Source organism: Pseudomonas sp. WS 5079 (assembly GCF_012985465.1).
Classification (GTDB): domain Bacteria; phylum Pseudomonadota; class Gammaproteobacteria; order Pseudomonadales; family Pseudomonadaceae; genus Aquipseudomonas.
The window spans coordinates 835,178-862,055 of the sequence record NZ_JAAQWN010000002.1; the positions used below are offsets into that span (position 1 = coordinate 835,178).

General features: G+C 62.7%; 25 protein-coding genes and 1 pseudogene. 11 read left to right on the forward strand and 15 right to left on the reverse strand.

Annotated features, from left to right (window positions below; all coding sequences use genetic code 11):
• Window positions 1-5: 5 nt before the first annotated feature.
• Both HBO05_RS08370 and HBO05_RS08375 read right to left on the reverse strand, forming a co-directional pair.
• Window positions 6-1,595 (reverse strand): glycerol-3-phosphate dehydrogenase/oxidase, encoded by a 1,590-nt coding sequence (locus HBO05_RS08370; protein ID WP_170058475.1) that lies wholly within the window; start codon window positions 1,593-1,595, stop codon window positions 6-8.
• 4 nt (window positions 1,596-1,599) lie between these two features.
• The gene (locus tag HBO05_RS08375) at window positions 1,600-3,195 is read right to left on the reverse strand and encodes an FAD-binding oxidoreductase (protein ID WP_172312315.1); all 1,596 of its coding nucleotides are present in this window, start codon (window positions 3,193-3,195) and stop codon (window positions 1,600-1,602) included.
• Window positions 3,196-3,423: 228 nt separating this feature from the next.
• On the opposite strand from HBO05_RS08375, the gene HBO05_RS08380 reads away from it, so the two are divergent.
• On the forward strand, window positions 3,424-4,443 hold the full coding sequence (locus HBO05_RS08380) for an AraC family transcriptional regulator (protein WP_170041659.1): 1,020 nt from the start codon (window positions 3,424-3,426) through the stop codon (window positions 4,441-4,443).
• Window positions 4,444-4,452: 9 nt separating this feature from the next.
• Here the strand turns inward: HBO05_RS08380 and HBO05_RS08385 are convergent, their stop codons facing one another.
• Window positions 4,453-5,526, reverse strand: coding sequence for a helix-turn-helix domain-containing protein (locus tag HBO05_RS08385; protein ID WP_169951292.1), 1,074 nt, complete (start codon window positions 5,524-5,526; stop codon window positions 4,453-4,455).
• Between the two features lie 270 nt (window positions 5,527-5,796).
• Here HBO05_RS08385 and HBO05_RS08390 point away from each other — a divergent pair, with 270 nt between their 5' ends.
• The 6 genes and pseudogenes from HBO05_RS08390 to HBO05_RS08415 all read left to right on the forward strand — a co-directional run bounded on the left by HBO05_RS08390 (window position 5,797) and on the right by HBO05_RS08415 (window position 12,915).
• Window positions 5,797-7,644, forward strand: coding sequence for a DUF1302 domain-containing protein (locus tag HBO05_RS08390; protein WP_346343154.1), 1,848 nt, complete (start codon window positions 5,797-5,799; stop codon window positions 7,642-7,644).
• A gap of 28 nt (window positions 7,645-7,672) precedes the next feature.
• Window positions 7,673-8,965 carry an MFS transporter gene (locus HBO05_RS08395; RefSeq protein WP_172312317.1) on the forward strand — a complete coding sequence of 431 codons (1,293 nt, stop codon included), beginning with the start codon at window positions 7,673-7,675 and terminating at the stop codon, window positions 8,963-8,965.
• Window positions 8,966-9,038: 73 nt separating this feature from the next.
• Window positions 9,039-10,127, forward strand: a complete 1,089-nt coding sequence (locus HBO05_RS08400; protein WP_169951296.1) for a M14 family metallopeptidase — start codon at window positions 9,039-9,041, stop codon at window positions 10,125-10,127.
• A 54-nt stretch (window positions 10,128-10,181) separates the two neighbouring features.
• Window positions 10,182-11,822: a CapA family protein gene (locus tag HBO05_RS08405; RefSeq protein WP_169951299.1), complete on the forward strand. Its 1,641-nt coding sequence runs from the start codon at window positions 10,182-10,184 to the stop codon at window positions 11,820-11,822.
• A 112-nt stretch (window positions 11,823-11,934) separates the two neighbouring features.
• A pseudogene (locus HBO05_RS08410) lies at window positions 11,935-12,530 on the forward strand (NAD(P)H-dependent oxidoreductase).
• The gene (locus HBO05_RS08415) at window positions 12,517-12,915 is read left to right on the forward strand and encodes a MerR family transcriptional regulator (protein ID WP_172312319.1); all 399 of its coding nucleotides are present in this window, start codon (window positions 12,517-12,519) and stop codon (window positions 12,913-12,915) included. The pseudogene HBO05_RS08410 and the gene HBO05_RS08415 overlap by 14 nt, the downstream one beginning before the upstream one ends.
• On the opposite strand, the gene HBO05_RS08420 is transcribed toward HBO05_RS08415, so the two are convergent.
• Window positions 12,912-13,094, reverse strand: coding sequence for a hypothetical protein (locus HBO05_RS08420; RefSeq protein ID WP_172312321.1), 183 nt, complete (start codon window positions 13,092-13,094; stop codon window positions 12,912-12,914). The genes HBO05_RS08415 and HBO05_RS08420 overlap by 4 nt on opposite strands.
• 136 nt (window positions 13,095-13,230) lie before the next feature.
• Between HBO05_RS08420 and HBO05_RS08425 the strand changes: the two genes are divergently transcribed.
• From HBO05_RS08425 to HBO05_RS08440, 4 genes are all read left to right on the forward strand, one after another.
• A complete protein-coding gene (locus tag HBO05_RS08425) occupies window positions 13,231-13,473 on the forward strand; it encodes an exodeoxyribonuclease VII small subunit (protein ID WP_029299452.1) in 243 nt (80 codons plus the stop codon).
• Entirely contained in the window at window positions 13,470-14,357 is an 888-nt protein-coding gene (ispA, locus tag HBO05_RS08430; protein ID WP_172312323.1) for a (2E,6E)-farnesyl diphosphate synthase, read from the forward strand. The genes HBO05_RS08425 and ispA overlap by 4 nt, the downstream gene beginning before the upstream one ends.
• Before the next feature lie 110 nt (window positions 14,358-14,467).
• Window positions 14,468-16,366 (forward strand): 1-deoxy-D-xylulose-5-phosphate synthase, encoded by a 1,899-nt coding sequence (dxs, locus tag HBO05_RS08435; protein WP_170041652.1) that lies wholly within the window; start codon window positions 14,468-14,470, stop codon window positions 16,364-16,366.
• Window positions 16,367-16,501: 135 nt separating this feature from the next.
• The gene (locus HBO05_RS08440) at window positions 16,502-18,397 is read left to right on the forward strand and encodes a TonB-dependent receptor (RefSeq protein ID WP_172312325.1); all 1,896 of its coding nucleotides are present in this window, start codon (window positions 16,502-16,504) and stop codon (window positions 18,395-18,397) included.
• 146 nt (window positions 18,398-18,543) lie between these two features.
• Here HBO05_RS08440 and HBO05_RS08445 read toward each other — a convergent pair whose 3' ends face one another.
• The 11 genes from HBO05_RS08445 to nrdR all read right to left on the reverse strand — a co-directional run bounded on the left by HBO05_RS08445 (window position 18,544) and on the right by nrdR (window position 26,761).
• On the reverse strand, window positions 18,544-19,341 hold the full coding sequence (locus tag HBO05_RS08445) for a cobalamin-binding protein (protein WP_172312327.1): 798 nt from the start codon (window positions 19,339-19,341) through the stop codon (window positions 18,544-18,546).
• The gene (locus HBO05_RS08450) at window positions 19,341-19,760 is read right to left on the reverse strand and encodes a nuclear FMR1 interacting 1 family protein (protein ID WP_169951318.1); all 420 of its coding nucleotides are present in this window, start codon (window positions 19,758-19,760) and stop codon (window positions 19,341-19,343) included. Before HBO05_RS08450 ends, HBO05_RS08445 begins: the two co-directional genes overlap by 1 nt.
• A complete protein-coding gene (gene ribA / locus HBO05_RS08455) occupies window positions 19,757-20,374 on the reverse strand; it encodes a GTP cyclohydrolase II (RefSeq protein WP_169951320.1) in 618 nt (205 codons plus the stop codon). The genes HBO05_RS08450 and ribA overlap by 4 nt, the downstream gene beginning before the upstream one ends.
• A 129-nt stretch (window positions 20,375-20,503) precedes the next feature.
• Window positions 20,504-21,232: a transporter substrate-binding domain-containing protein gene (locus HBO05_RS08460; RefSeq protein WP_172312329.1), complete on the reverse strand. Its 729-nt coding sequence runs from the start codon at window positions 21,230-21,232 to the stop codon at window positions 20,504-20,506.
• 66 nt (window positions 21,233-21,298) lie between these two features.
• Window positions 21,299-22,264, reverse strand: a complete 966-nt coding sequence (gene thiL / locus HBO05_RS08465) for a thiamine-phosphate kinase (RefSeq protein ID WP_169951324.1) — start codon at window positions 22,262-22,264, stop codon at window positions 21,299-21,301.
• 18 nt (window positions 22,265-22,282) lie between these two features.
• The gene (nusB, locus tag HBO05_RS08470; protein WP_029299437.1) at window positions 22,283-22,783 is read right to left on the reverse strand and encodes a transcription antitermination factor NusB; all 501 of its coding nucleotides are present in this window, start codon (window positions 22,781-22,783) and stop codon (window positions 22,283-22,285) included.
• Entirely contained in the window at window positions 22,780-23,256 is a 477-nt protein-coding gene (gene ribE, locus HBO05_RS08475) for a 6,7-dimethyl-8-ribityllumazine synthase (protein ID WP_003176356.1), read from the reverse strand. The genes nusB and ribE overlap by 4 nt, the downstream gene beginning before the upstream one ends.
• A gap of 90 nt (window positions 23,257-23,346) precedes the next feature.
• Window positions 23,347-24,438: a bifunctional 3,4-dihydroxy-2-butanone-4-phosphate synthase/GTP cyclohydrolase II gene (gene ribBA, locus HBO05_RS08480; RefSeq protein WP_169951326.1), complete on the reverse strand. Its 1,092-nt coding sequence runs from the start codon at window positions 24,436-24,438 to the stop codon at window positions 23,347-23,349.
• A 15-nt stretch (window positions 24,439-24,453) separates the two neighbouring features.
• The gene (locus tag HBO05_RS08485; protein WP_172312331.1) at window positions 24,454-25,116 is read right to left on the reverse strand and encodes a riboflavin synthase; all 663 of its coding nucleotides are present in this window, start codon (window positions 25,114-25,116) and stop codon (window positions 24,454-24,456) included.
• Window positions 25,117-25,163: 47 nt separating this feature from the next.
• On the reverse strand, window positions 25,164-26,300 hold the full coding sequence (ribD, locus tag HBO05_RS08490) for a bifunctional diaminohydroxyphosphoribosylaminopyrimidine deaminase/5-amino-6-(5-phosphoribosylamino)uracil reductase RibD (RefSeq protein WP_170058485.1): 1,137 nt from the start codon (window positions 26,298-26,300) through the stop codon (window positions 25,164-25,166).
• Window positions 26,297-26,761 (reverse strand): transcriptional regulator NrdR, encoded by a 465-nt coding sequence (nrdR, locus tag HBO05_RS08495; RefSeq protein WP_057439031.1) that lies wholly within the window; start codon window positions 26,759-26,761, stop codon window positions 26,297-26,299. Before nrdR ends, ribD begins: the two co-directional genes overlap by 4 nt.
• Window positions 26,762-26,878 lie beyond the last annotated feature (117 nt).

The window sequence follows — 26,878 nt, forward strand, 5'->3', positions numbered from 1 at the left end:
GCTCTTCAGATCGAGGCGGACGGGACGCTGTGATGGCGTTGCCAGAGTTGCAGGTAGCGCTGCTGTTCCTGTTCCCAGCGCGCGTCGTCCCAGCCCAGGCGCGGCTGACATAGCCGACGGATGTCTGGCAGGTAGTGGGCGGCGCCGCCGGGCAGGAGCAGGCCGAGACGGGTGCGCCGCAACAACAGGTCGTCCAGGTGCAGGACCATCTCGGCCTCGGCGGCAAAGGCCAGCTCTGCCCACAGGGTATCGCTGGCGCCGACACACTCGCTGCCCAGGCTATGTATCAGGCTGGCCAGGCGAGGCAGGTCGCGGCCATGGCGCCCGGCCAGGCGCCGCCGGCCGGCATCGCTCAGCCCGGGGATCGCCTGCCGCGACACGGCCTGGAACACTGGCGCGCCGTCATCCTCCAGGGTCTTCCCGAGCATCCCGGCACAGGCCCGCAGCACCTCGATGGCCTGGGGCCTGAAGGTGGTCAGCTTGCCCCCCGCCAGGGTCACGCAGCCCGGTTCCTGCCACAGCACATGTTCGCGGGTTTCATTGGAGGGTTTGGCCTGGGAATCGGCGGCGCCCACCACCGGGCGCACCCCGGACCAGGTGCACAGCACGTCCGCCGCCGTCACCTCGGCCTGGGGAAATGGCTGGGCGCAAGCCTCCAACAGGTAGTCGAGTTCTTCACGGGTAATGCTCGCCTCGAGGTCCAGGTCCTCGCGATGATCCAGGTCGGTGGTGCCTACCACGGTGGCCCCTTCCCAGGGAAACACGAACACCGGGCGACCGTCGCGCCGATGCATAAAACTGAAGGCATGGGCCACCGGCAAGCGCCAGCCCGGCAACAACAAGTGACTGCCACGCAAGGGCCGCAACTGCCGCTGCCCGCCGCCCGGTTGCAAGCGTTCAGCCCAGGCGCCGGTGGCGACCGCCAGCACCGCGCAACGCACTTGCATAACGGCGCCGCCTTGCGCGTCTTCGACCTCGACCCCACACACCCGCCCGTCCTCGCGCAGCAACTGGCGCACCCGCAGGCCATTGAGCGCCCAGGCGCCATCGGCGCGGGCCTCGGCCAACACGCGCATGACCAGGCGGGCATCGTCGGTCAGCGCATCGCGAAACTGCGACGCCCCCAGCAGCCCCGGCTCCATCAGCCCCGGCGCCAAGTAGCGCAGTTGTGCAGGCCGGTGGAACTGCCGGCTGCGGCAACCGGCCAGGGCGTCATACACCCGCAGCAAGCCGCCGAACACCCGCGGCCCGGGAAACCCGCCACGATAGTGCGGCATCAAAAAACTCAGGGGTTCCACCAACCCCGGTGCTTCGCCCATCAGGCGCTGGCGCTCGCGTACCGAATCGCGCGCCAGGCGCCACTGGCCCTTGGCGATGTAGCGCAGGCCGCCATGGACCATTTTTGAAGAACGGCTGGAGGTGCCCCAGGCAAAATCCCGTTGCTCCAGCAGCAGGCAGCGCCAGCCGCGCCGGGCCGCCTCGCGCAGGATCCCGGCGCCGCTGATGCCGCCGCCAATCACAATCAAGTCCCAGGGTTCACGCGCCAGTTGCGGCAACACGGCCTCGCGCCATTGGGCATTCCAGTCATCGCTCATGGGCCTAGTCTTCCAGCAGGGTGCCGGGGTTCAGACGCCCGGCCGGATCGAAATGCCGGCTCAGGCTGTGCAGCGCAGCCATCGCCAATTCGCCCTTCTCCCTCGGCAGGTAAGGCACGTGGTCCTTGCCCACACCATGCTGATGGCTGATGGTGCCGTGGTTTTCGACGATGGTGCGGCTGGCCACCTGCTTGAGGGCTTTCCAGCGCTCCAGGGTGGCCGGGTAGTCCGCCGCCGGGCGGAACACATAGCTGGTGTAGATGCTCGAACCTTCGCCATAGACATGGGACAGGTGGGTGAACACATGGACGCGCTCGCCCTCGGCCGCCAGGCAGTCGCGCAGGCTGGCCTCGATCGCGTGCAGCAGGGCGTCGACATGGCACCAGTCGGTCGCGGTCTCCAGGGTGTCTACCACGTAGCCGGCATGCCAGAGGTTCTCCCGCAGGTAGGGGAAGCGAAAGCGGTTCTGTTGCCACTTCTTGCCCAGCAGGGTGCCGGTAAACACCCCGCCAAAAGCCTTGAGGTGCTGGCGCGCCTGGCGCAACGACAAGGCATTCTGCCGACGATTGCCGGTGACGCCGAAAGTCAGCAGGCATTTGCCCTCGCCAGCCCCGCGCAGTGCCAGGTAGCGTTCCAACCAGGCGATTTGATTGGGATGGCCGGCCAGCGCCAGTTGGGTCTGGGTTTCCATGGCATTCGACAGACGCAACATCGACAGCGGCACCCGGGCCTGCACCAGTTGGCGGATCGCCTGCAGGGCCTTGGGCCAATCTGGCAGGAACACGCCGTAGAAGCGCTCGTCCTCGGGCAACGCGCTGACCCGGACCTTGACCTGGGAGATGATGCCGAAACGCCCTTCACTGCCCAGCACCACTTCCCGCAGGTCGGGGCCCGCGGCCGAGGCCGGGAAGCTCGGGATTTCCAGGGGCCCGGCGAAAGTCTCCAGGGTACCGCCGGCGAACAGTTGCTCGATCCGCCCATAGCGCAGCGATTGCTGGCCACTCGAGCGGCTGGCCACCCAGCCGCCCAGGGTCGACAGCTCCCAGGACTGCGGGAAGTGCCCCAGGGTGTAGCCTTTGGCACGCAGCTGGCTCTCCACCTGGGGCCCACTGGCACCGGGGCCAAAGGTAGCGATCAGGCTTTGTTCGTCGAGGTCGAGCAGGCGGTTCATGTGGGCCAGGGACACCGTCAGCACCGGGCGCGTGGATGCCGGCGGGTTGATATGCCCGGCCACCGAGGTGCCGCCGCCGTAGGGAATCAGGCACAGGTCGGCACTGTCGGCCAGGGCCAGCAACTGGCGGATCTGCTCGACCGTTTCCGGCAGGGCCACAGCATCCGGGTACCGGCCCAGCGCACCTTCGCGCAGGGCCAGCCAGTCCGGCAGGCTCTGGCCGCGGGCATGCATCAGGCGATCCCGGGGCTCGATACTGTAAAGCGGATGGGGCGCCAGGCGCGACGCGGGCACCGCGGCCAGGGCGCGCTCCAGGCTGGCGTCCGGCAGGGTGTGCCCGTCGCCCAATCGCTCGCGTAGAAACGCGGCCCCATGGGCGGGCATCTCCATCTGCGTAGTTTCTTCGCCCCAGCCGTTCCAGCGTCGCATGCCTGTTTCTCCCAGCAGATCTTATGATTTTCAGTGCCCCCATACTAAACAGCCGGTGCGCGCTGTCACGGTCGCATCGGGACAGATGGAGTAGCCAATTGGGTCAATCGCTGTATTACCGGATGTATCCACGGGAGCATTTACTTTAGTCACGATTTCAAATTACCTTGCCTGCCATCGACGCGCGCAAGGCACTGCCGCCGGCAACACCCCGCAAGGAACCCGATCATGCAGACACTCGGCTCTACCTCCGTCCCCCCTCTGCTGAAGTACCTGCGCCATGCCGAACAGCTCGGCGTGGCAACCGCCCCCGCACTGGAGGCGGCCGGGATCACTGTCGGCCAACTGGACGACAACAGCCTGCGCCTGCCCGTGGAAGCCCACGAACGCCTGCTGGGGTACTTCTGCGAACATTCCGGGGACTTGCTGTTCGGGCTCAATTCGGCGCGCTTCGTGTTGCCCAACTCGTGGAGCGTGCTCGGCTACATCACCATGAACTGCGCGACCCTGGGCGAGGCGATGAACCGCATCATGCCGTTCGAAAAACTGGTGGGCGACATGGGCACCAGCCGCGCGGAAATGGTCCATGACCAGGTGCGACTGATCTGGAACTGCCGCCACCAGCAGCCGCAGATCCGCCGGCACATGGTGGAAAACGTCCTGGCATCCTGGCTGGTGTATGCCCGCTGGATCGCCGACACCGAGCTGTCGCCAAGCCAGGTGTTGCTCGAACATCCGCTGCCGGACGGCGCACAACTAAGCCAGTACGAGGACTTCTTCGGCTGCCCGGTGTTGTTCGAACAGCCCTGCTCGGCCCTGGTGGCGCCCTTGAGCTACCTGCAAACGCCCCTGCGCCAGGCCGATGCGCAATTGCTGCGCACCCTGGAAGAACATGCCCTGGCACTGATGGCCTCACTGGACGATTCAACCCTGGCGCTGCGGGTGAAAAACGCCCTGCGCCAGTTGCTCAAGGAAGGCCTGCCACGCAAGGAACAGGTGGCCGAGCAGTTCGCCATGTCGGTGCGCACCCTGCAACGCCAGTTGCAGCAGGCCGGCACGTCCTACCAGCAGATCCTCGACGACCTGCGCCAGGAACTGGCCGAGCACTACCTGCTGCACAGCGACCTGCCGATCCAGGACATCGCCCAATACCTGGGTTTCACCGAACCGCGCTCGTTCCACCGCACCTTCAAGAGCCGCACCGGCATGCCGCCGGGCGAGTATCGGCAGACCCATCGGGGCAGTTGAGGCCGAACATCACAGGCGCTCCAGCCCCAACCCCTCAATCAAATCCTCCCCTGCTTCATCCGCCCGCCAGCGCCGACTGGAGATGCGCATGGTGTAGCGCCGCCGATACTCCGAAGGCGTCAGCCCCGTACTGCGCAAAAACAGGCGCCGAAATGCACTGGCATCTTGATAACCGCAGTACTCCATGACTTCCGTCAGGTCGATCAGGGTCACTTCCAGTAACTGCTTGGCGCGCTCAACCCGCAGGCGATGCAGGTAATCCAGGGGGGTCATGCCCTCCACCTCTTTGAAGTGACGCAGCAAGGTCCGCGGGCTGGCGGTCGCGGCCTGGGCGACCTCGTCCAGGCTGTAGGGCGTCTGAATATGCTGTTGCAGCCACTGCTTGGCGCGGAACACCACACTGTCGCGGGTTTTTACCGAGATGCCGGGGAAATTCAGGCTTGAGTGTTCAAAGCGCATCGGGTGATAAAGCAGGCCATTGGTCGCGACCTGGGCCATTTCTTCGCCGGCGAAGTGCCGGATCAACTCCACCATCAAATCGCAGACCGCCGCCGGGGCTCCAGCGGTGAACACCGGGCCGTCGACCACCACCGGGCCTTCCATCGCCAATTGCACCTTCGTAAAGGCGCACGCGAACCAATTGGCAATCATCCAGGTGACCGTCGCGCGCCGGCCATCCAGGACACCTGCACGCGCGAGCATCACCGCGCCATTGAAGCTGGCAGCAATCACGCGCCCTTGGGCGTGGTAACGCGCGATGCAGTTCAGCTCGGCGGTGCATTGATCGAGAACATGGTTCAGGTCCGGCACGCTTTTCATCTGCACGCCGGGAACAAACAGGGCTGTCTGCGAGGGCCGCAGGGTTTTGCGGCCGGCGTTGGGCGGGCGCATTTGCGCCAGCCAGTCGGGAAGCGGCAGCTCATTGCCCGCCGCATCGATCAGGCGCCAGTGAAAAAACGCGCCGCGCTTATCCGGGTTGCGCAACTGCCAGAGGCTGTTAAAGGTGCGCAGCATGTCGATCACGCTAAACAGCGTGCCAGTGAGACTGTGCGGGCCATGCAATAAATCGACGCGGACATTCATGGGCTTACCTGGCGATATTAGATTTATTGTTGGCGATATTAGCCCTGCCTTTTCACGCTGTCTCCCGACCGCTCGCCCGGCCTGCGTGATGCTCCTTTAAAAACAGGGTCGAACCGCCTTTTCACCTGGCTTTTAACAGTCAATTGCCCGGGATTTTTACTGGCGATATTGGCTTTATCGCTGTCGGTACTCGCCTTATTACCGAGACCGCTTCGACGATAGACTGAAAAACACCTGAGCTGCGCAAAGAAAAAACAAGGGTATCAGTCAGTGAAAACAACAATAAGAAACACCGGCAAGCCTGTGATGGCAGGGTTGGCCACGGCCTTGCTCAGTGCTGGCATCGGCACTCCAGTCACCGCAGGAGAACTGGTGTTCAGTGACCTCAAGTCAGGGCTGGGGAATGGCATGCAATGGCAACATGAAGACACCCGTCTGCAGGTAAAAGGCGCCTTGGCCCTGGGCACAGTGCGACGCATGGACGACCCGAGCCACCGCCTGACCAGTGCCGAATACGGTATGAACCTGTTCAACGACGGCAACCTCAACTACAAGCGCGGCGATGCGGTTTCCACGTCGGCCGAAGCCTACCTGCAAGCGGACCTAAGCCACCGTAACCTCGGGGTTTTCGTCAGCGCAAAGGGTTGGTACGACTACACCCAGAAACACCAGGACCTCGGGCATGGCAGCGTCCCCAACGGCTATCGCTCGGGAGAACCACTCAGTGATTCGGGGTTCGATTCCCTGGCGCGCTTCTCCAATGCGGTGTTCAACGACGCCTATGTCTACGGCAATTTCCAGCCCGCCGGGCATGATCTGCTGGTGCGCCTGGGCGACCAGGCGATCCCTTGGGTCACGCCCACCACCATCAGCGGTGGCTTGCAGGCAGTGAACGCGTTTGACTGGGCCGCCGCACGCCGCGCCACCTCGATTGCCGAAGCCCGCACCGTGCCGATGCCGACCCTGTACGCCAAGCTGGCCCTGACCGAGAACCTGTCGGTGGATGCGTTCAATCAGTTTGAATTGCGCCCCAGTGCCTACTCTGGCTGTGGCACATTTCTGTCGACCAGCGACTACGCCCAACCCGGCTGCAATCAATTTATCCTTAACGGCAGCGTGATGAGCGCGATAGCAGGCCGACCGATCTCGACCACTGACGGCCAGGCCCTCAACAACCCCTTGGATCACGTGGCCCGTGGCCCGGACCATCGCCCAGGCAATAATCAATACGGCGCCAGCCTGCAGTATTTATGGAAGGACGTCGGGTTGTTCGGCTTGTATTTCGCCGACTACAGCAGCCGGGAAGCGCTGACACAAGTCATGCGTACCGGCCCCGGCGTACTGACACCACCGGCCGCGAACGTGGGGCTGGCAACACCCACTGGAGTGGCGGCTTATTATCAACGCGCCTACCCAACCCGCATTCGCCTGTACGCCCTCAACTTCAAGACACGGCTACCGGGTGGCACCGGGATTTATGCCGAATACAGTTACCGCCCCAATCAACCGATCGCCTGGAACGGCGCTGACTTTATTGCCGGGCTGCTCGCCGGCAGCGGGCCGATGGGCTACCTGTCCAAAACCCCGACGGGCTACCTGGCAAGCGGCTACGACCGCTTCCACGTCAGCCAATTGAATCTCGGCGCCAGCCACCCTTTTGGCCAAGTGCTGGGCGGTGCGATGAAGCTATCGGCAGAAGCCGGGTTGAAATATGTACATGACCTGCCCGACACCGACCAGATCCGTTACGGACGCCCCGGTTTTGGCAGCGCGCCCTACGGCAAAGCGGCGAAGTGCACAGGCCCTGCGGCCAGATGTGCGGATGACGGATTTATCACGCCGTTTGCCTGGGGTACCCGTATCAAAGGGGAAATCAACTACAGGAATGTGTTGCCCGGGCTGGACCTGACGCCTTCGCTGACACTCGTCTATGACATCGAGGGGCATGCCTATGACGGGGTATTTTCCGAAGGCCGCTACGCGCAAATACTCGGTGTGAAGGGTGATTACAAAAGCACTTACACCTTCGATCTCAGCTACCTGAACACCGGTGGCGGCGATTACAACCTGGTGGCAGATCGCAGCCTGTTAGAGGCCAGTGTCGGTATTCGCTTCTAGCAGCCCCCCTTAAAACAAGGCCATAACCATGAGTTCATTTACCGATAGCCGACGCCCGCTCGTCGTTGCCCTGCTGATGACAGTGGTGATTATCAGCGTGCTGGACAAGACCATTTTTGCCTTCGCCGGCCCGCAGATCATTGATGAGTTAAAGCTCACGCCAGCACAGTTCGGTTTTATCAGCAGCGCGTTCTTTTTTCTTTATTCGATCTCTGGGGTACTGGTGGGTTTTCTCGCCAACCGTATGCCGAGTCGCTGGATTCTCTCCGGCATGGCCCTGGTATGGATGACCGCCCAATTGCTCGCGGCCCTGTCCACCAGTTTCTTCACCCTGCTGGCCAGCCGCATCCTGCTCGGTGCCGGTTGCGGCCCGGGCACGGCGGTGACCCAGCACGCCTGCTTCAAGTGGTACACCAGCCGCGAGCGGGTGCTGCCAGCAGCGCTGATCCAGGTCGCAATCATGCTCGGCGCGATTGCAGGAGCGGTCGCCCTGCCCAAGCTGATCGAGCAGTACGGCTGGCGCACGGGCTATGTGCTGCTGGCCGGTGTCGGCCTGGTGTGGCTGCTGCTGTGGCAACGTTATGGCCGTGAAGGCCAGCATGACGATACACGGGACACCCAGGGCGACCTGCTGCCCACGCTGCCCTACAAGCGCCTGTTGCTCAACCGCACGTTTGTCTGCATTACCCTGGTCGCGTTCTGCAGCTACCTGCCCAATGCCTTGCTCTACAGCTGGCTGCCCACCTACCTGCAAAGGGGCCTGGGCATGACCCCGATGCAATCGGGGTACCTGGTGCTGGCCACCACGCTGGGGGTGATCTTTATCAACTTACTGGTTTCCAGCCTGGCGCAACGCGCGATGAAACGCGGCGCCAGCCTGCGCAAGGCGATGGTTGTGCCGCCGCTGCTGGCGTGCCTGGTCGCCGCCGTCACCTACATCCTGATGGGCTTTACCAGCACCAGCCTGACGGTGACCCTGGGGTTTTTCCTGCTCGGCAGCATCCTTCTCAACCTGCTGTCGGCCTTCGGCTTCAGCATCGTTGCCCACATCGCCCCGGCCCGCCAGCGCGGGAGCATGCTGGCGATCCATATTGCGCTGCTGACCACTGCCGGCATGCTCGCGCCAGTGCTGATCGGCCAGGCCATTGGCTGGCAGAACGGCGACCTGGTGACCGGCTTCGAGCTGGCGATCGGCCTGTTCGGCATTGCCCTGCTGGTGTTCAGCCTGCTGGGCCTGGTACTGATCGACCCGGAGCGCAGTCGTCGTGAACTCCTTGCCAGCACTCCCAGCGCAGCTTTTGAGGCCACCAGCCCGGCCTAAACCGCGCAGTGATTGCCCACCACCTTGAGCGCTGCGCGCGGCGCCCAGCACGACTGCCAATAGGGAACACCCGATGGACTTATCCTGCTTTTCACAAAGCTACGCCGAAGCTCGGCAAAAATTCCTCCAGGCCTGTGCCAATGCGGGTCTGGAGGCTCAATCTCATCCTCACCCACTACCGGGTATTGATGGCGAGGAACTGGCCCTGGATGTGGTATTTGCCGGCTCACCAAAGGCCACCAACCTGCTGGTCCTGAGCAGCGGCGTACATGGTGTGGAAGGCTTCTGCGGCTCGGCCGTACAGGTTGATCACCTGCGCAACCGCGAGTGGGGGGAGCACTGCCAGCGCCAGGACCTGGCGGTGCTGTACCTGCATGCGATCAACCCCTACGGCTTCTCCTGGCTACGCCGGGTCAACGAAGACAATATCGACCTCAATCGTAACTTCATTGACTTCAACCAACCGCTGCCCGACAACCCAGACTACCGCGCCCTCGCCCCGCTGCTGCTTCCCCGCCGGCAACCACCCACCCTGCTCAGCACGTTGGGCCTGGCCGGATATGCGCTGCGACATGGCACCAAAGCCCTACAGTCAGCCATTACCCGGGGCCAACACAGCCACCCTGAAGGCCTGTTTTACGCAGGCGCGGCCCCCGCCTGGAGCAACCTGCAACTACGCCAGATTATTCGTCGCCTGGGCAACCACTGCCGGCGCATCGGCTGGATCGATGTGCACACCGGGCTAGGCCCGTGTGGCGTGGGTGAGCGGATCTATAAAGGGCTCAACCACCCCAACGATATTGCGCGGGCACGAAGCTGGTGGGGCGCGCAGGTCACGGCCAGCGCAGACGGAACCTCCTCGTCGGCCATGCTCAATGGCACCCTGGATCTGGCCGTGATGGAGGAATGCCCGCACGCGCAATACAACGGCTTGACCCTGGAATACGGCACCCAGCCAGGGCCACGGGTACTTGAAGCGCTACGTGCCGATCACTGGCTGCACGCCCATCCGGATACGGCACAAGCCCGACGGGTGCAGATCAAGCGCCAGTTGCGCGATGCCTTCTACATCGACACCGAACTCTGGAAGCGCCGGGTCCTGGAACAAGCCCGAGAAGTGACTGCGCTGACCCTGCGCGGTCTTGCCACGCGCCTTGAATGACAAAAATGCCCACTATCGGTGGGGTACCCACTCAAACCACAGAGGATGTTCATGATGAGTGCATATTTGGTGCAAGCGTTAAAAGAGGTCATGCAAAAGGTCCAGACCCGTCTCGACCAGCATCAGGATGAGGTCGTCACCACACTCAGCCGCGTAGCCACGGGCGAGCTGAAGATGACCGAGACGCTCAGCCCCGATGAGCAGGAGTGCGCCCGACTGCTGTTCGGCTGGGTGGCGCAGGAGGGCCCGCAAAAGGTGTTTGCCGCGATCCAGCCCGTGCTGGCCGATCCTGCCAAGTTGAGCGCCGGCATCACCCTCGATGAAATCATCGAAGGCCCGCCGTTCGGGATCATCCCGCCGGCTCTCAAGCACATTGACCTGCGCGCCCTGACCCGACTCGCGGTACTTCTGGCCAGCTACATCTTTTATGAGCAATTCCACTACCCACAGCCAGAAACCGGGGTGTACGACATCTCGGGCAAGCCTTTCCAAAAACTCAAATGGCTTTACCGCTACTGGTTCAATCAACTTGAAGTGGCCGAGAAAGGCTCCGGGCTGGAGGAGCTGTTTGAGTCCCAGGCGTTCAACTTCTTCAACCTGAATCAATCGCCGATAGACCCAGGCTTCGGCAACCCGCCTTTGCGTTCGGTCTCGGTTTCATGTGCCGGAGACCTGCTGGCGGTCGATGTCCTGACCCCGGAAAACACCCCGCACCTGTTCGACGACATCACGGATTTCTACAGCAGCGCAGACATCGTCAGCGCCAACCTGGAATCGACCGTTGACTGCCACAGAAAACCGGGACGCCATCAGGCCAAAGGGCAACCGGCCCAGATGAATACATCCGAGGCGATGTTCCGCAAGTTCCGTGACGAGGCGAAAATCAACTTCTTCAGTACCGCGACCAACCACGCCATGGACTGGGATGAACAAGGCGTACTCGCCACCCTCGATGTACTGAAAAAATCCGGCGCCTACTATGCCGGCACTGCCGCCAGCCAGGCCGAGCAGGATGACGTGGTGGTGGTGGAAAAAAACGGCATCAAGGTTGCCTTGCTGGCCTACACCTTTGACCTCAATGGCCGCGACCCATCGCCTGACAAGGCGTACCTGGCCAACGTGGTGCGCTTCAACGATGTAAACCCGGCGCCCGACTACTCACTGATCGAAAAACAGGTCGCCCGCGCCAAAGCCAAGGGGGCGGACTGGATCATCGCCTACTGCCACTGGGGTTGGGAGTTCGAGATGTACCCCCACCTCAATATCGTGGAAGCCGCACGCAAGGTGATTGCCTGCGGTGTAGACACGATCCTTGGCAACCATGCGCATGTCAGCCAGCCCGCAGAACTTATCCCGCGCCCTGGCAAGCAGGATGCGCTGGTGATCTACGCGTTCGGCGACTTCGTCAGTTATCACCCCGAAAGCCGTAACTCAAAACTGGCCTACACCCTCAAATTCAGCATCGGGAAATTCCTGGGTGTTACTCGCCTGTTCAACGTCAAGGCACTGCCTATCTACATCGTTAACGAAAGATTGGATGACACGCGTTTCAACTGCCGCATCGTCAAATTCTTCGATGTGCTGGAGAACCCGGATGGCTACGGGCTGACCGAGTTGGAGAAGAGCCAACTGCCCCATCTGCGGGACAAGGTGTGGAGCGATATTCTGTCGCCACTTTCCAGCCTCCCGGACTGATGTGAGCAACAGCGCCAAGCCTGCCTTACACGGCAGGCTTTTTTGTAGGGCCCTTGACTCTCCCCTATACGGCAGACCCTACGCTGAAGATCATTTCCCCAAGGGCTTTCCCGTGGTTCAGCGCATCCTGGTCATCCTCGGCCACTCCTCCAGCACCAGCTTCTGCTCGGCCCTCGCCGAGACCTACCTGCAATCGGCCAGAAACGCCGGGCATGAGGTACGTCTCCTGCGCCTGGGCGAGCTGACGTTCGACCCGATCCTGCACCATGCCTATCACCAGGCCCAACCCCTGGAGCCCGACTTGCTCGGCGCCCAATCCGACATCCTCTGGGCTACTCATCTGACGTTCGTGTTCCCCATCTGGTGGGGCGGTGTTCCGGCGTTGTTGAAGGGGTTTATCGATCGGATCTTCCTTGCCGGCTTCGCCTTCAAATACCGCAAGGGCAAGGCGTTCCCCGACAAGCTCTTGAAGGGCCGCACCGCCCACCTGCTGGTGACCATGGATACGCCACCGTGGTATTACCGCTGGTTCTACCGCATGCCCGGCCTGCACCAAATGCGCAAGACCACCCTTGAGTTTTGTGGCATCAAGCCGATCAAGACGTTGATGTTCGGCCCACTGCTGGGCTCTACTGCAGCGCAGCGCGACAAGTGGCTGAAGAAGGCCCGCACACTCTTTTAGGAAAGGACCTGCATGTACATCGGTAAAGCCGCGCAGTTGTCAGGCACGACGATCAAGGCGATTCGTCACTACGAGGACATCGGCTTGCTACCGCAGCCGCAACGCGAGGGGCGGTATCGGGTGTATTCGGCGCAGAGCGTTGAGCTGCTGACGTTTATCAAGTGCGCGCAGCAGTTGGGCTTCAAGCTCAAGGAGTTGCAGGGGATTCTTCACGGGTACCGTGGCAATGAACTGCCTTGGCAGCGCGCCAACCAGGCGATAGCACAAAAGAAACTCGAGTTGATGACGCAGATCCAAGCCCTGCAGCAAGTGCATGCAGGGCTGGTGGCGTTTGAGGGCAGCCTGGAACAGGCCCAGGGTCAGTGCCAGTTTGCACGTCTGGTGGAAACCGGCACGGCGCGCAACGGCTAGTTCAGCAGGTCGCCCCATTTGTTTTGCAGGGCGCGCTCTTCTGCCAGGATTTCCCGCGTCATGCTGCCAACCCATTGCTGGGCAAAACCATTAGCTTCACGCAGCAGTACGATGTCATCGAGCTCGAAGTCGCCGGGTTGGGCCACGTCCTGATGCTCATCCAGCATCTTCCTGACCATTTCATTGAGCTGCTTAGGAGCTGAAGCCTTGGCTGTATGACTGAAAAACCCCGGCGTGCCCAAGCGCCCCTCATTTGCCCCTCCACCCCCTATCTGCTAGTGTCGCGCCCGTTTACCGTCAACCGGAATAGCCGCCATGGCCCGCAAAAAAGTTGCACTCGATTTCGAACAATCCCTCGCCGATCTGCAAACCCTGGTCGAGCGTCTGGAGAACGGCGAGTTGTCGCTGGAAGACTCGTTGACGGCGTTCGAGCAAGGTATCGGCCTGACCCGCGACTGCCAGAGCGCCCTGGCGCAGGCGGAGCAGAAGGTCCAGGTATTGCTGGAACGGGATGGGGAGTTGGCCGAAGAACCTTTCGACGCGGAACAAGCGCAATGATCGACGTTTATCAGGCCAGCAGTCAGGCCCGGGTCAATGCTGCGCTCGAACCGCTGTTTGTGGCACCCAGCCCGGAGCTGGCCAGGTTGTATGAGGCCATGCGCTACAGCGTGATGAACGGCGGCAAGCGCGTACGGCCATTGCTCGCCTATGCGGCCTGCGAGGCGCTGGGCGTGGACGCCGCGCAAGCCAATGGCGCGGCGTGTGCGGTGGAGTTGATTCATGCCTATTCATTGGTGCATGACGATTTGCCGGCGATGGACGATGACGATCTGCGTCGCGGCCAGCCCACTACCCATAAAGCCTTTGACGAAGCCTGTGCGATCCTCGCCGGTGACGGCCTGCAAAGCCTGGCGTTCAGCGCCTTGCTTGATCCGCGCCTGAGCGGCGTGAATGCCGAGATCCGCCTGCGTATGGTCACCGCGTTGGCCAGCGCTGCGGGCCCGGCCGGTATGGTCGGGGGCCAGGCGATTGACCTGGGGTCGGTGGGCCTCAAGTTGGACCAGCAAGCCCTGGAATATATGCACCGGCACAAGACCGGTGCGCTGATCGAGGCTGCCGTGCACCTCGGCGCCCTGGCCAGTGGCCGCGCCGAAGCGGCGCAGTTGGCCGCCTTGCAGACCTATGCCCGGGCCATCGGCCTGGCGTTCCAGGTGCAGGACGATATTCTCGACGTAGAAAGCGATACCGCGACCCTCGGCAAGCGCCAGGGCGCCGATATTGCCCGTGACAAGCCGACCTATCCGTCACTGCTGGGGCTCGAAGCCGCCAAGGCCTATGCCCTGGAGCTGCGCGACCAGGCCCTGGCCGCCCTGCGACCATTCGACGCGGCAGCCGAGCCGCTGCGTGACCTGGCGCGGTATATCGTCGAACGCCGCCACTGATTACAGCGGCCTTTACCGCCGCATATCGGCCAAGTTCGGTGCTCTGCGTGGGCAGTTTGCGATGCTTGAGGTAAACTGCCGCCTCTTCTATACCTATAACGATTCGCCTGATGCCCACGACGTTTCAAGAGATTCCCCGCAAGCGCCCGACCACGCCTCTGCTGGACCGTGCTAACACGCCGGCCGGCCTGCGCCGCCTGGGTGAAGCCGAGCTGGAAACCCTGGCCGATGAGTTGCGCCTGGAATTGCTCTACACGGTCGGCCAGACCGGTGGGCATTTTGGTGCCGGCCTTGGCGTCATCGAGCTGACCATCGCGTTGCATTACGTATTCGACACCCCGGACGACCGGCTGGTGTGGGACGTGGGCCACCAGGCGTATCCGCACAAAATCCTCACCGGACGCCGCGAGCGCATGGCCACCTTGCGCCAGAAGGACGGCATCGCCGCCTTTCCGCGCCGCTCCGAGAGCGAATACGACACCTTTGGCGTCGGCCACTCCAGCACCTCGATCAGCGCAGCCCTGGGCATGGCGATTGCCGCCCGTCTGCAAAACAGCGATCGCAAGGCGATTGCCGTGATCGGTGATGGCGCACTGACAGCCGGCATGGCGTTTGAAGCGCTGAACCATGCGCCGGAAGTGGACGCCAACATGCTGGTGATCCTCAACGACAACGACATGTCGATCTCGCGCAATGTCGGTGGTTTGTCCAATTACCTGGCGAAGATCCTGTCCAGCCGCACCTACGCCAGCATGCGCGAGGGCAGCAAAAAAGTGCTGTCCCGCCTGCCCGGCGCCTGGGAAATTGCCCGCCGTACCGAAGAATACGCCAAGGGCATGCTGGTCCCCGGCACCCTGTTCGAAGAGCTGGGCTGGAACTATATCGGCCCTATCGACGGCCACGACCTGCCGACCCTGATCGCTACCCTGCGCAATATGCGCGACCTCAAGGGCCCGCAGTTCCTGCATATCGTCACCAAGAAAGGCAAAGGCTTCGCCCCGGCGGAAGTCGACCCGATTGGCTACCACGCCATCACCAAGCTCGAACCGCTGGACGCGCCCGTGGCGGCGCCGAAAAAGGCCAGTGGGCCGAAGTACTCCGGTGTGTTTGGCGAATGGCTGTGCGACATGGCCGCCGCCGATCCGCGCCTGGTGGGCATTACCCCGGCGATGAAGGAAGGCTCCGACCTGGTGGCGTTCAGCGAGCGTTTCCCGCTGCGCTACTTCGACGTGGCGATTGCCGAGCAACACGCAGTGACCTTTGCCGCTGGCATGGCCTGCGAAGGCGCCAAGCCCGTGGTGGCGATCTACTCCACGTTCCTGCAACGCGGTTATGACCAGCTTGTCCACGATGTGGCGGTGCAGAACCTCGACGTGCTGTTCGCCATCGACCGCGCCGGCTTGGTGGGCGAAGACGGCCCGACCCACGCCGGCAGCTTTGATCTGTCGTACTTGCGCTGCATCCCCGGCATGCTGGTGATGACCCCAAGCGACGAGAACGAGCTGCGCAAGATGCTCAGCACCGGCCACCTGTACAACGGCCCCGCAGCGGTACGCTACCCCCGTGGCAACGGCCCGAATGCGCTGATCGAGAAAGACCTGGAGCCGATCGAGATCGGCAAGGGCATCGTGCGGCGCCAGGGCAGCCAGACTGCGTTCCTGGTATTCGGCGTGCAACTGGCCGAAGCCCTGAAAGTGGCGGAAAAAATCGACGCCACCGTGATCGACATGCGCTTCGTCAAACCCCTGGATGAAGCCCTGGTGCGCGAGATCGCCGGCAGCCATCAATTGCTGGTAACGGTTGAAGAAAACGCCATCATGGGCGGCGCCGGTGCGGCAGTCAGTGAGTTCCTGGCGCGGGAGAATATCCTCAAGTCGGTGCTGCACCTGGGTTTGCCGGACATTTATGTGGAGCACGCCAAGCCGGCGCAGATGCTGGCTGAGTGCGGGCTGGATGAAGCGGGGATCGAGGCTGCGGTTCGCCAGCGCATGGCCTTGCTCGGCCTGTAAACCGGATCAAATTGTGGGAGCTGGCTGGCCTGCGATAGCATCACCCCGGTCTATCTGAAAGACCGAGGTGTCTGCATCACAGGCAAGCCAGCTCCCACATTTGTTTTGTATTGCCTTGGAACCCATGGACGGCCCATGAAACACCTTCGACTTGCCCTGCCACTCCTGCTCCTACCCACTCCAGAGCTGCTCGCCGACACCCGCGACGCCGCCCTGAAGCTCCCCGATGTGGTCATCAGCGCCAACCGCCAGGTGCAGGCGCGCAATGACAGCAGCGCCGCCAACACCGTATTCACTCGCGACGATATCGACCGCCTGCAACCCTCCAGCGTGACCGACCTGCTCAGCCGCGTGCCCGGTGTACAAGTGGCGCGGACCGGTGGCCGGGGCAGCTTGCCGGGGATCTTCATACGCGGCACCAAGTCGGCGCAAAGCCTGGTGCTGGTGGATGGCCAGCGGATCGCCAATGCCACCTCTGGCGACAGTGGCCTGCAATACTTGAATGTCGACCAGATTGAACGGGTGGAAGTGCTGCGCGGATCGCGCTCGGTGATTTACGGCAGTGACGCGATTGGCGGGGTGATCCAGATATTTACCCGACGCAATGCCGGACCAGGCCTGCAACCGCGCCTGAAGTTGGGCTTTGGCAGCAACAACACCTGGGAGCGCAGCCTGGGCCTGTCGGGCGGTGATCAACGCACGCGCTTCAACCTGGGCGCGAGCCTGGATGACACGGCCGGTATCGACTGGAGCCACGCCTCCTTCCCCAGCGACCGCGACCATGATGCCTATCGCAATAAGTCGCTGAGCTTGAACCTTAGCCATGAGTTCAGCGATGAGCTGGAGGTGGGTTTTAACCTGCTGGATAGCCGGGGCAAGTCGGAATATGACAACAGCTTTGGACGCTATGATTTCGCTACCGGGCAAAGTGTCGGCCAGAAGCCCTATACCGACTACACCGTCAGCAGCGCCAGCGCTTACATCGACGCCCAACTCAACGAGGCCTGGCAGACCCGTGTAGAGCTGGGCCACAGCGAAAACCGCGACACCAAGCGCGACAAGCTCAGTGCTGACTTCAGTGTGTTCAACACCTATCGCGACTCGATCAACTGGCAGAACGACCTGACGCTCGACCAGCAGAACAGCCTGATTCTGGGCGGTGATTGGTATGAAGACCGCTTTCACGGCAGCACCACGTTCAGCGAAAACAGCCGCTGGAACCGTGCCGCATTTATCCAGCATCGTTTCAAGGGCGAGTGGTTTTCCACCGAACTGGGGCTGCGCCGCGACCAGAACCAGCAATTTGGAGGGCAGAACAGCTGGAGCGGCACCCTGACCTTGCCAGTCAACAGCGATAACGACGTATTGCTGAGTTACAGCGAAGGGTTTCGCGCACCGACTTTCAATGACCTGTACTACCCCGACACCCAGTACAGCAATCCGAACCTGCAGCCAGAGACATCGAAAAGCTATGAATTGCAATGGCGCAGCCAGCTCAGTGACAGCACACGCCTGGAAGCCTCGCTGTACCGCACCGACCTGAAAGACGCGATCATCCTCGACGCCAGCAGCAAGCCACAAAATGTCGCCACCGCCCGCATCAACGGCTTCGAAGCCGCCCTCAAGCAGGAGTTCTTCGGCTGGCAAGGCAACCTCGGCCTGTCGATCATCGACCCACGTGACCGCAACAGCGGCCACACCCTGGCCCGTCGTGCCCGGCGCACCCTGAACCTGGACCTGGATCGGCAGTTCGACCAATTGAGCCTGGGCGCCAGCTGGCAGGCCATCAGCAGCAGCTACGACGACGAGTACAATAAAAACCGGCTAGCGGGCTATTACCTGGTGGGATTGCGCAGCGGTTGGGCACTGAATCGGGAAGTGGCGCTGTCGCTGAAGGTCGATAACCTGCTGGATCGCCGCTATACACGGGCGTGGTACAGCTATGACGATCCGAACTTCGCGAACAACCAGCCGTACCGCGAAGAAGGCCGGACGTGGATGCTTGGGGTGACGTGGACGCCGCAGCTCTGAGGTTGTCCGGGCCGACGCCATTGCAGGCAAGCCAGCTCCCACATTTGTTCTGTGGTGTGGCCAAAATATTCTGCACTGCCGAGCTCCCACCTTTTGATGTGTGAATACAGTCAAATGTGGGAGCTGGCTTGCCTGCGATAGCGGTCTTAGCGGTTCGGCGCAATCACCTGACACAACCTCGCCACCGCCTCCACCATCTGCCCACTGGGCCGCTCCAGCCCTTTATCCGGCACGATCAGCAAGCGCCCCTGGACCACCGCCGCCACCTGGGGCCAGGCCTTCCAGTCGTCCAGTTGCGCTTGATCCGCCGCGAGGATCACCTGGGGATCACGCTGCAACACCGACTCGATATTGACCTGCGGGGCTGGCAACTTGAGGTCGTCAAACACATTGCGCGCGCCACATACGCTGAGCGCATCGCTGATGATCTGCCCACCGCCCACGGTGTACAGCGGTTGGTTCCAGACCTGGTAGAACACGCGCAACGGCTCGCTACGCTGATAGCGCTGGCGCAACTCGGCCAAGCGTTGACGCAAGCGGGCGGCCAGTTGGCGACCGGCTTCGGCGCGGCCCAGCTGTTGGGCGATGACTTCGACCTGGCTGCTCAGTTGTTCAAGGCTATGGGGTTCGGCGACGTAGATCGGGATGTTCAGGCGTTTGAGCTGCTCGCGCTGGGCGGGGCCGACGCTGCCGGGCCAGAGCAGCAACAAGTCAGGCTGCAGGCTGAGCAGTCGCTCCAGGTCCAACTGCCCATAACGGCCCACCGAGGGCACATTGCGCAGCGCGTCAGGCCGCTCGCCGCCGTCGAGCACGCCCACCAGCAGATCGCTCGCACCCAGCTCAACGACGATTTCAGATAGGGACGGTGCGAGGCTGACCACCCGCTCGACCGCCGCCGCCGACGCGCTGGCGGCCAGCAGCAGAACCGCCAGCCACAAGCGCATCAACCGAGCTGACGCGGGATGCGATAGAGGTAGAACAGCACCAGGGTCGACAAGGCCAGGAGAAACAGCGGCACTGCCTCCAGGCCGACGAACACGGCCAGCGCACCGATCCAGGCCGGGAACGCCGCGACCAGCAGCGCCGTGCGTCGACGAGCCGCGAGGGTGATCCAGGCGGCGGGCTCTTCAGGTGTATCCAGGGCCTTGGAGGTGGCAATCAGCGCATGTTTATAGCCATGGAAGTAACGCAGGCTGGCAAACATCGAGGCAACGCCGGCGATAAAGAACGGCATCGCCAACACTGGCAACAGCGGCTCGCCCTGACCAAACACCAGGTTGATCACGAACAACGGCAGCAACGCCAGCGCCAGGTACTGCCACCAACTGAAGGACAGCCGCCGCTTGACCTGGCCGCGCGTCACGCCCGGTCGACCTCGCCCTGATGCTCGTTGCCCATCATATGGTCGAGCTTGCTGGCTTTGGTCGCCAGGTAGAGTTTGTTGTGCGGGTTATGCCCGGTGTGCAGCGGCACGCGCTCGGCAACGGTGATGCCCATCTCGGTCAAGGCGTTGACCTTGCGCGGGTTGTTGGTCATCAGGCGCAGGGACTGGATGCCCAGGTGTTCGAGCATCGGCAGGCAGATGCCGTAGTCGCGCTGATCGGCGGCAAAGCCCAGGCGCTCATTGGCTTCTACGGTGTCGGCGCCGCCGTCTTGCAGTTCGTAGGCGCGGATCTTGTTCAGCAAACCAATGCCCCGGCCTTCCTGACGCAGATACAGCAGCACGCCACGGCCTTCACGGGCGATGGCTTGCAAGGCGGCTTCCAGTTGCGAACCGCAGTCGCAGCGCTGGCTGAACAGTGCGTCACCGGTCAGGCACTCGGAGTGCACGCGGCCCAGGACCGGGGCGCCATCGGCCACATCGCCCAGGCTGAGCACGACATGCTCGCGCCCGGAGGCTTTTTCAAGAAAGCCATGCATGGTAAACGTGGCAAAAGGGGTAGGCAGCTTGGAAGCAGCGACGAAAACGACGGGCACCGTGTGCTCCTGATTTCAGATTTCACAGAGGCAGGCATTGTAACAGCACGTTCCTACAGACGCTTAAGCTGAATTATCGCTGATAAAGATCAATCGGTTCGATTGGCCTTTGCCTTGGTTCTATGGGCGTCAAAACGGATACGGCTGATTCCAGCGCTGGAAAATCGGTTTCAACTCGCCACTTTTCACCAGCGCCTCCATGCGCCGGTCAAACAACGCCATCAGCGCCCGCCCCCGCTCATTGTCGGTAAACCCCAGGAACAACGGCAGTTCGGCAATGTGCGTGAGCTTGAACGCGGACGGGTCGTCGGCTTGGCCCAGGATGTATTTCAATTCGGCCAGGGCATCGATGTAGAAGTCGGCCCGCCCGTGCTGGAGCATCGGCAAAATCCCGCCACGACGCTCGATCTGGTTGAAACGATGAATATTGGGCAGGTACTCCTCGTACTTGTAGCCGCGCACCCAGGCCAGGCGGTAAGTACCCAGGGTCACCAGGGTCGGTACGGGGCTGCCCGCCAGGCCCAGGGCGTAGATGTGGTCGGCGTCATAGTTCCAGCGGGCGTACAGCACGCCTTCGGTTTCATCATGATAGGAGCCGACCCAGGCATCCACTTCGCCCCGCCGTGCCAGGCCGACTGAGCGGGTGTAGGGCACGCTGCGAATCTTGACCTTGACCCCGGCCGGCTCGAAGATTTCCCGCAACACATCCCAGGCCAGGCCGCTGCCGTCAGCGTTGGTGTAGTCATTCCAGGTTTCACTGGCCAGACGGATCTGGCTGGGCACTTCAGAGCTGTCATCGGCCCACACGCCAGGCGCGACAACACACAGCAGGATCAGCAACCAGCGACGTAGCCCCATGATGACGTCCTCCTGGGAAAAGCGATCTGTTCTACAACGCTGTAAAGGGTAGCGCAGCCCGCCGTGTCACGGCGCCTGGCGAAAATGCTGATAGCCGCGCACGGCCGGGGTGATGTCGTGGCCGCGGGCATCCAGCAGCCTGACCCCCGCCCCCGCTTCCACACGCCCGACAACCTGCACCGGCCAACCGTCGGCCAGCAACGGCGCCAGCTCAGCGGGCGGCAGGGTGAACGCGAGGACATAATCGTCGCCACCGCTCAAGGCGGCAGCCCGCGCACCGTCATCGCCGAGAAAGGCCAGCAGCGCCGCCGACAGCGGCAGCCGTTGCCGCTCGATCACCAGGCTTACGCCTGACGCCTTGGCGATATGCCCGCAATCGGCTAGAAGGCCGTCGGAAATATCCAACGCAGACGTCGCCTTGCCACGCAACGCTATGCCCAGGGCCAACTGCGGTTGCGGCGACCAGTAATGGCCCAGCAACGGTTCGGCGACATCCGCCGCGGCACTACGCTGGCCCAACACCAACGGCAAGGCTGCGGCGGCATTGCCCAGGTCACCGCCGACACACAGCAGGTCGCCCGGCTGCGCGCCACTGCGGGTCAACGCCAGGCCCGCCGGGACACGGCCAAACACGGTGACGGTCAGGCTCAGCGGCCCACGAGTGGTATCGCCGCCCACCAGGCCCACGCCGCAGCGCTGGGCCATGGCGTTCAAACCCTGGGCATAGCGCTGCAACCAATCGGCCGCGACCGTCGGTAGGGTGAGTGCAAGGGTAAAGGCCAGGGGATTGGCGCCCATGGCCGCCAGATCGCTGACTGCCACCGCCAGCGAGCGCTGGCCGAGCAGGAACGGATCGCAGGGGTCGGCAAAGTGCACGCCGGCCACCAGGGTATCGGTGGAAATTGCCAGCTGTTCCCCGGGGGGAACCGCCAGCAAGGCGCAGTCGTCGCCGATCCCCAGGGCAATGCCCTCGCCGCCTTGCGCACAGGGCGCGGCGGCGAAGTAGGTGCGGATCAGCTCGAACTCGCCCATCAGGGAGCCAAGCGCAGGTTAGCGCTTGTACGCCTTCACTTCGGCTTCACGCAGGCGCGGGGCCAGCTTGTCGAGCACGCCGTTGACGAACTTGTGACCGTCGGTCGAACCGTAGACTTTCGCCAATTCGATACCTTCGTTGATCACTACGCGGTAAGGCACGTCAACGCGCTTGAGCAGCTCCCAGGTGGACAGGCGCATCACGCACAGTTCAACCGGGTCCAGCTCTTCGAGGGTCAGGTCCAGGCAGGGTGCCAGGGCTGTGTCGATCTCGCTCAGATTGGCATGCACACCGTGCAGGATGTCGTGGAAGTACGGCAGGTCGGCGAAGGTAAAATCGTTGTCGACGCGAAACTGCGCTTCGATTTCGTTCAGCGAAGTACCCGCCATCTGACGCTGATACAGCGCCTGGGTCGCCAACTGACGGGCAGCCCGGCGCTTTTCGTTCTTCGATGGTTTGCCGGCGTCCGCAGGACGTGGCTCGCGCGGGTTGAAACGATCGCTCTCGTCGGAAATCACTTGGCCTCCAACTGCGACAGCAGGCTGACCATTTCCAGCGCGGACAGGGCAGCTTCAGCGCCTTTGTTACCGGCCTTGGTGCCGGAACGCTCGATGGCTTGCTCGATGGAATCCACGGTCAGGACGCCGAAGGCCACTGGCACGCCGAACTCCATGGACACCTGGGCCAGGCCCTTGGTGCACTCGCCAGCCACGTATTCGAAATGCGGGGTGCCGCCACGAATGACCGCGCCCAGGGCGATGATTGCTGCGTATTCGCCTTGTTGCGCGACTTTCTGCGCAACCAGTGGAATTTCGAAGGCGCCAGGGGCACGGATAATCGTGATATCGCTTTCGCTCACACCGTGGCGAACCAGGGCGTCCACGGCACCGCTTACCAGGCTTTCAACCACGAAGCTGTTGAAGCGGCCAACCACCAGGGCGTAGCGGCCTTTGGGGGCGATGAAGGTACCTTCGATGGTCTTCAGGGTCATTCGACAAATCTCTTAAAGAGCCGGGACGCGTATCTGACGCGCCCCTTAGTGATATTTGAACCGCGAACAAGGTGCGACAATCGCCGGCCTTTATTCGGAGGGCACGTATTCTACTACTTCCAGGTCGAAACCGGATATCGCATTAAATTTCATTGGCGCACTCATCAAGCGCATTTTGCGCACGCCCAGGTCACGCAGGATCTGCGAACCGGCGCCGACGATGCTGTAGGTGGTCGGTTTTTTCACCGGCACCTGGTCAGCGCTTTCGCGGATATGGGCCAGCAGCACGTCGCCATCCACCGGGTTACCCAACAGCAGCACGACCCCGCTGCCCGCCTCGGAAACCGCAGCCATGGCGGCTCGCAGGCTCCAACGGCCCGGCTGCTTGACCATCAACAGGTCGCGCAGCGGGTCCATGTTGTGCACGCGCACCAGGGTCGGCTCTTCGGCGCAGATGTTGCCCAGGGTCAGCGCCATGTGCACGTCGCCTTCCACCGAATCACGGTAGGTCACCAGGTTGAAATGCCCCAGTTCGCTGTCCAGCGGCTGCTCGGCAATCCGCTGAACGGTACGTTCGTGGATCATCCGGTAGTGAATCAGGTCGGCGATGGTGCCGATCTTGATGTTGTGCTCGGCGGCAAAGGCTTCCAGCTCCGGGCGACGGGCCATGGTGCCGTCGTCATTCATCACTTCGCAGATCACCCCGCTCGGCTCGAAACCGGCCATGCGCGCCAGGTCGCAGGCAGCTTCGGTATGGCCGGCACGGGCCAGGGTGCCACCGGGCTGGGCCATCAGCGGGAAGATGTGGCCAGGGCTGACAATGTCTTCGGCCTTGGCGTCTTTGGCAGCCGCGGCTTGCACGGTGCGGGCGCGGTCAGCGGCAGAGATGCCGGTGGTCACGCCGGTGGTCGCTTCAATCGAGACGGTGAACTTAGTGCCAAACCCAGAACCATTGCGCGGTGCCATCAGCGGCAGCTTGAGCAGTTCGCAGCGCTCGCGGCTCATGGGCATGCAGATCAGGCCACGGGCGTGCTTGGCCATGAAGTTGATGTGTTCAGGCTGGCACAACTCGGCGGCCATGATCAGGTCGCCTTCGTTCTCGCGGTCTTCGTCATCCATCAGGATGACCATCTTGCCTTGGCGGATATCTTCAACCAGTTCTTCGATGCTATTGAGCGCCACGCGGCACCCCCTTGGTCAGGATTTCAGGTAGCCGTTAGCGGCCAGAAAACTTTCGGTGATGTTCCCAGTGGTTGGCTCTGCGGCCTTATCGCCAAGCAGAAGGCGCTCCAGGTAACGGGCAAGCAAGTCGACTTCCAGGTTCACCCGGCGACCTGGCTGGTAAGACGCCATGATGGTTTCGCTGAGGGTGTGGGGAATGATGGTCAGTTCGAATTCGGCGCCATTCACGGCGTTTACGGTCAGGCTGGTGCCGTCGACGGTGATCGAGCCTTTGTGGGCGATGTACTTAGCCAATTCTTTCGGCGCACGGATGCGAAATTCCACGGCCCGCGCGTTTTCGCTGCGTGCCACTACTTCGCCGACGCCGTCGACATGGCCGCTGACCAGGTGGCCGCCCAGGCGGGTGGTCGGGGTCAGGGCTTTTTCCAGGTTGACCGGGCTGCCGGCCTTGAGGTCATTCATCGCGGTGCAGTCCAGGGTTTCCCGGCTGACGTCGGCGGCAAAGCCATTGCCCGGCAGTTCGATGACGGTCAGGCACACGCCGCTGACGGCGATGCTGTCGCCCAGCTTGACGTCGGCAAGGTCCAGCTTGCCGGTTTCAACCAGCAGGCGCACGTCGCCGCCTTTGGGGGTCATGGCGCGGATGCTGCCGATGGATTCGATAATGCCGGTGAACATGGCCTTCTCCTGGAAAACGGTACGGGCGCCTGGGCGCCCGGTAGGAATTATACGCTCGCTGCTGGCACAGGTATGGCAGTGACTCGCCAGTCGTCGCCTACAGCGCGCATTTCAGTGATCTTGAGTTGGGGGGCGTCGGCCAGTTTCTCAAGCGGCCAGTCCAGCAAAGGCCGGGCGGCGGAGCCCAGGAACTTGCCAGCGATGAAAATCACATACTCGTCCACCAGGCCCTGCTGGGCAAACGCGCCCGCCAGGCTTGGGCCGGCTTCCACCAGCACCTCGTTGACGCCACGGGCCGCCAGCGCCACCAGCGCCGAGCGCAGGTCGACCTGGCCGTCGACACCCGGCACCACCAGGCATTCCGGGCCACGGGGGAACTGGTTCTCCGGGGTCACGCAGGTGATGACCAGGGCCGGCCCGGCCTTGAAGAACGGCGCATTGAGCGGCACCCGCAGGCGACCGTCGATCAGCACGCGCAGCGGTGGACGCGACATGGCCAGGGCCGTGGTTTCGGCATCCAGGCCCAGTTCGGCGGCACGCACGGTCAGGCGCGCACCATCGGCCAGCACGGTATCGGCACCGGTCAGCACCACACTGGCCTGGGCACGCAGGCGCTGCACGGCGGCGCGGGCGGCGGGGCCGGTGATCCATTGGCTCTCGCCACTGGCCATCGCGGTGCGGCCGTCCAGGCTCATCGCCAGCTTGACCCGCACAAACGGCAGGCCATGCTCCATGCGTTTGAGGAACCCTGGGTTCAGGGCACGCGCCTGGCTTTCCAGCACGCCGCTGAGCACCTCGATACCGGCCTGGGCCAGGCGCTGCATGCCACGCCCGGCCACTTCCGGGTTCGGGTCCTGCATACCCGCGACCACCCGTGCCACGCCAGCGCTCACCAGCGCATCGGCGCAGGGCGGCGTATGACCATAATGGCTGCACGGTTCAAGCGTCACGTACACCGTGGCACCGCGGGCTTTGTCGCCAGCGGCGCGCAAGGCGTTGGGCTCGGCATGGGGCTCGCCGGTGCGCTCGTGCCAGCCTTCGCCGACAATCTGCCCATCGCGCACAATCACGCAGCCGACCCGAGGGTTGGGATGGGTGGTGTACAGGCCCTTGCGCGCCAATTCGAGGGCGCGGGCCATGTAATGGGCGTCGAGCACAGCCTGTTCTACAGAAGGAGGGTTCATTCTTTGACCGGCTCACGGGCCAGGCGGTCGATCTCTTCGCGGAACTCGTTGAGGTCCTGGAAGCGTCGATACACCGAGGCGAAACGAATGTAGGCAACTTCGTCGAGCTTTTGCAGCTCGCCCATCACCAGTTCTCCCACCACCAGGCTCTTGACCTCGCGCTCGCCAGTCGCGCGCAGCTTGTGCTTGATATGCGCCAGCGCCGCCTCCAGCCGCTCGACACTCACCGGGCGTTTTTCCAGGGCGCGCTGCATACCGGCGCGCAATTTGTCTTCGTCAAAGGGCTGGCGGCTGCCGTCGGACTTGATCAGGCGTGGCAGTACCAGTTCGGCGGTTTCGAAGGTGGTGAAACGTTCACCGCAGGCCAGGCATTCGCGCCGGCGACGTACTTGATCGCCCTCGGCGACCAGACGCGAGTCAATGACCTTGGTGTCGTTGGCACCGCAGAAGGGACAGTGCATGGTGGCAGGCAACAAAAAAAGGGAGGGCCATGGTAGCGCATCCCCGTGGCAAGACAAGCCATAGCCTTTACGGTATATAGGCTGACTATTATGTTTCTTATGTTTAGTTCACGGATT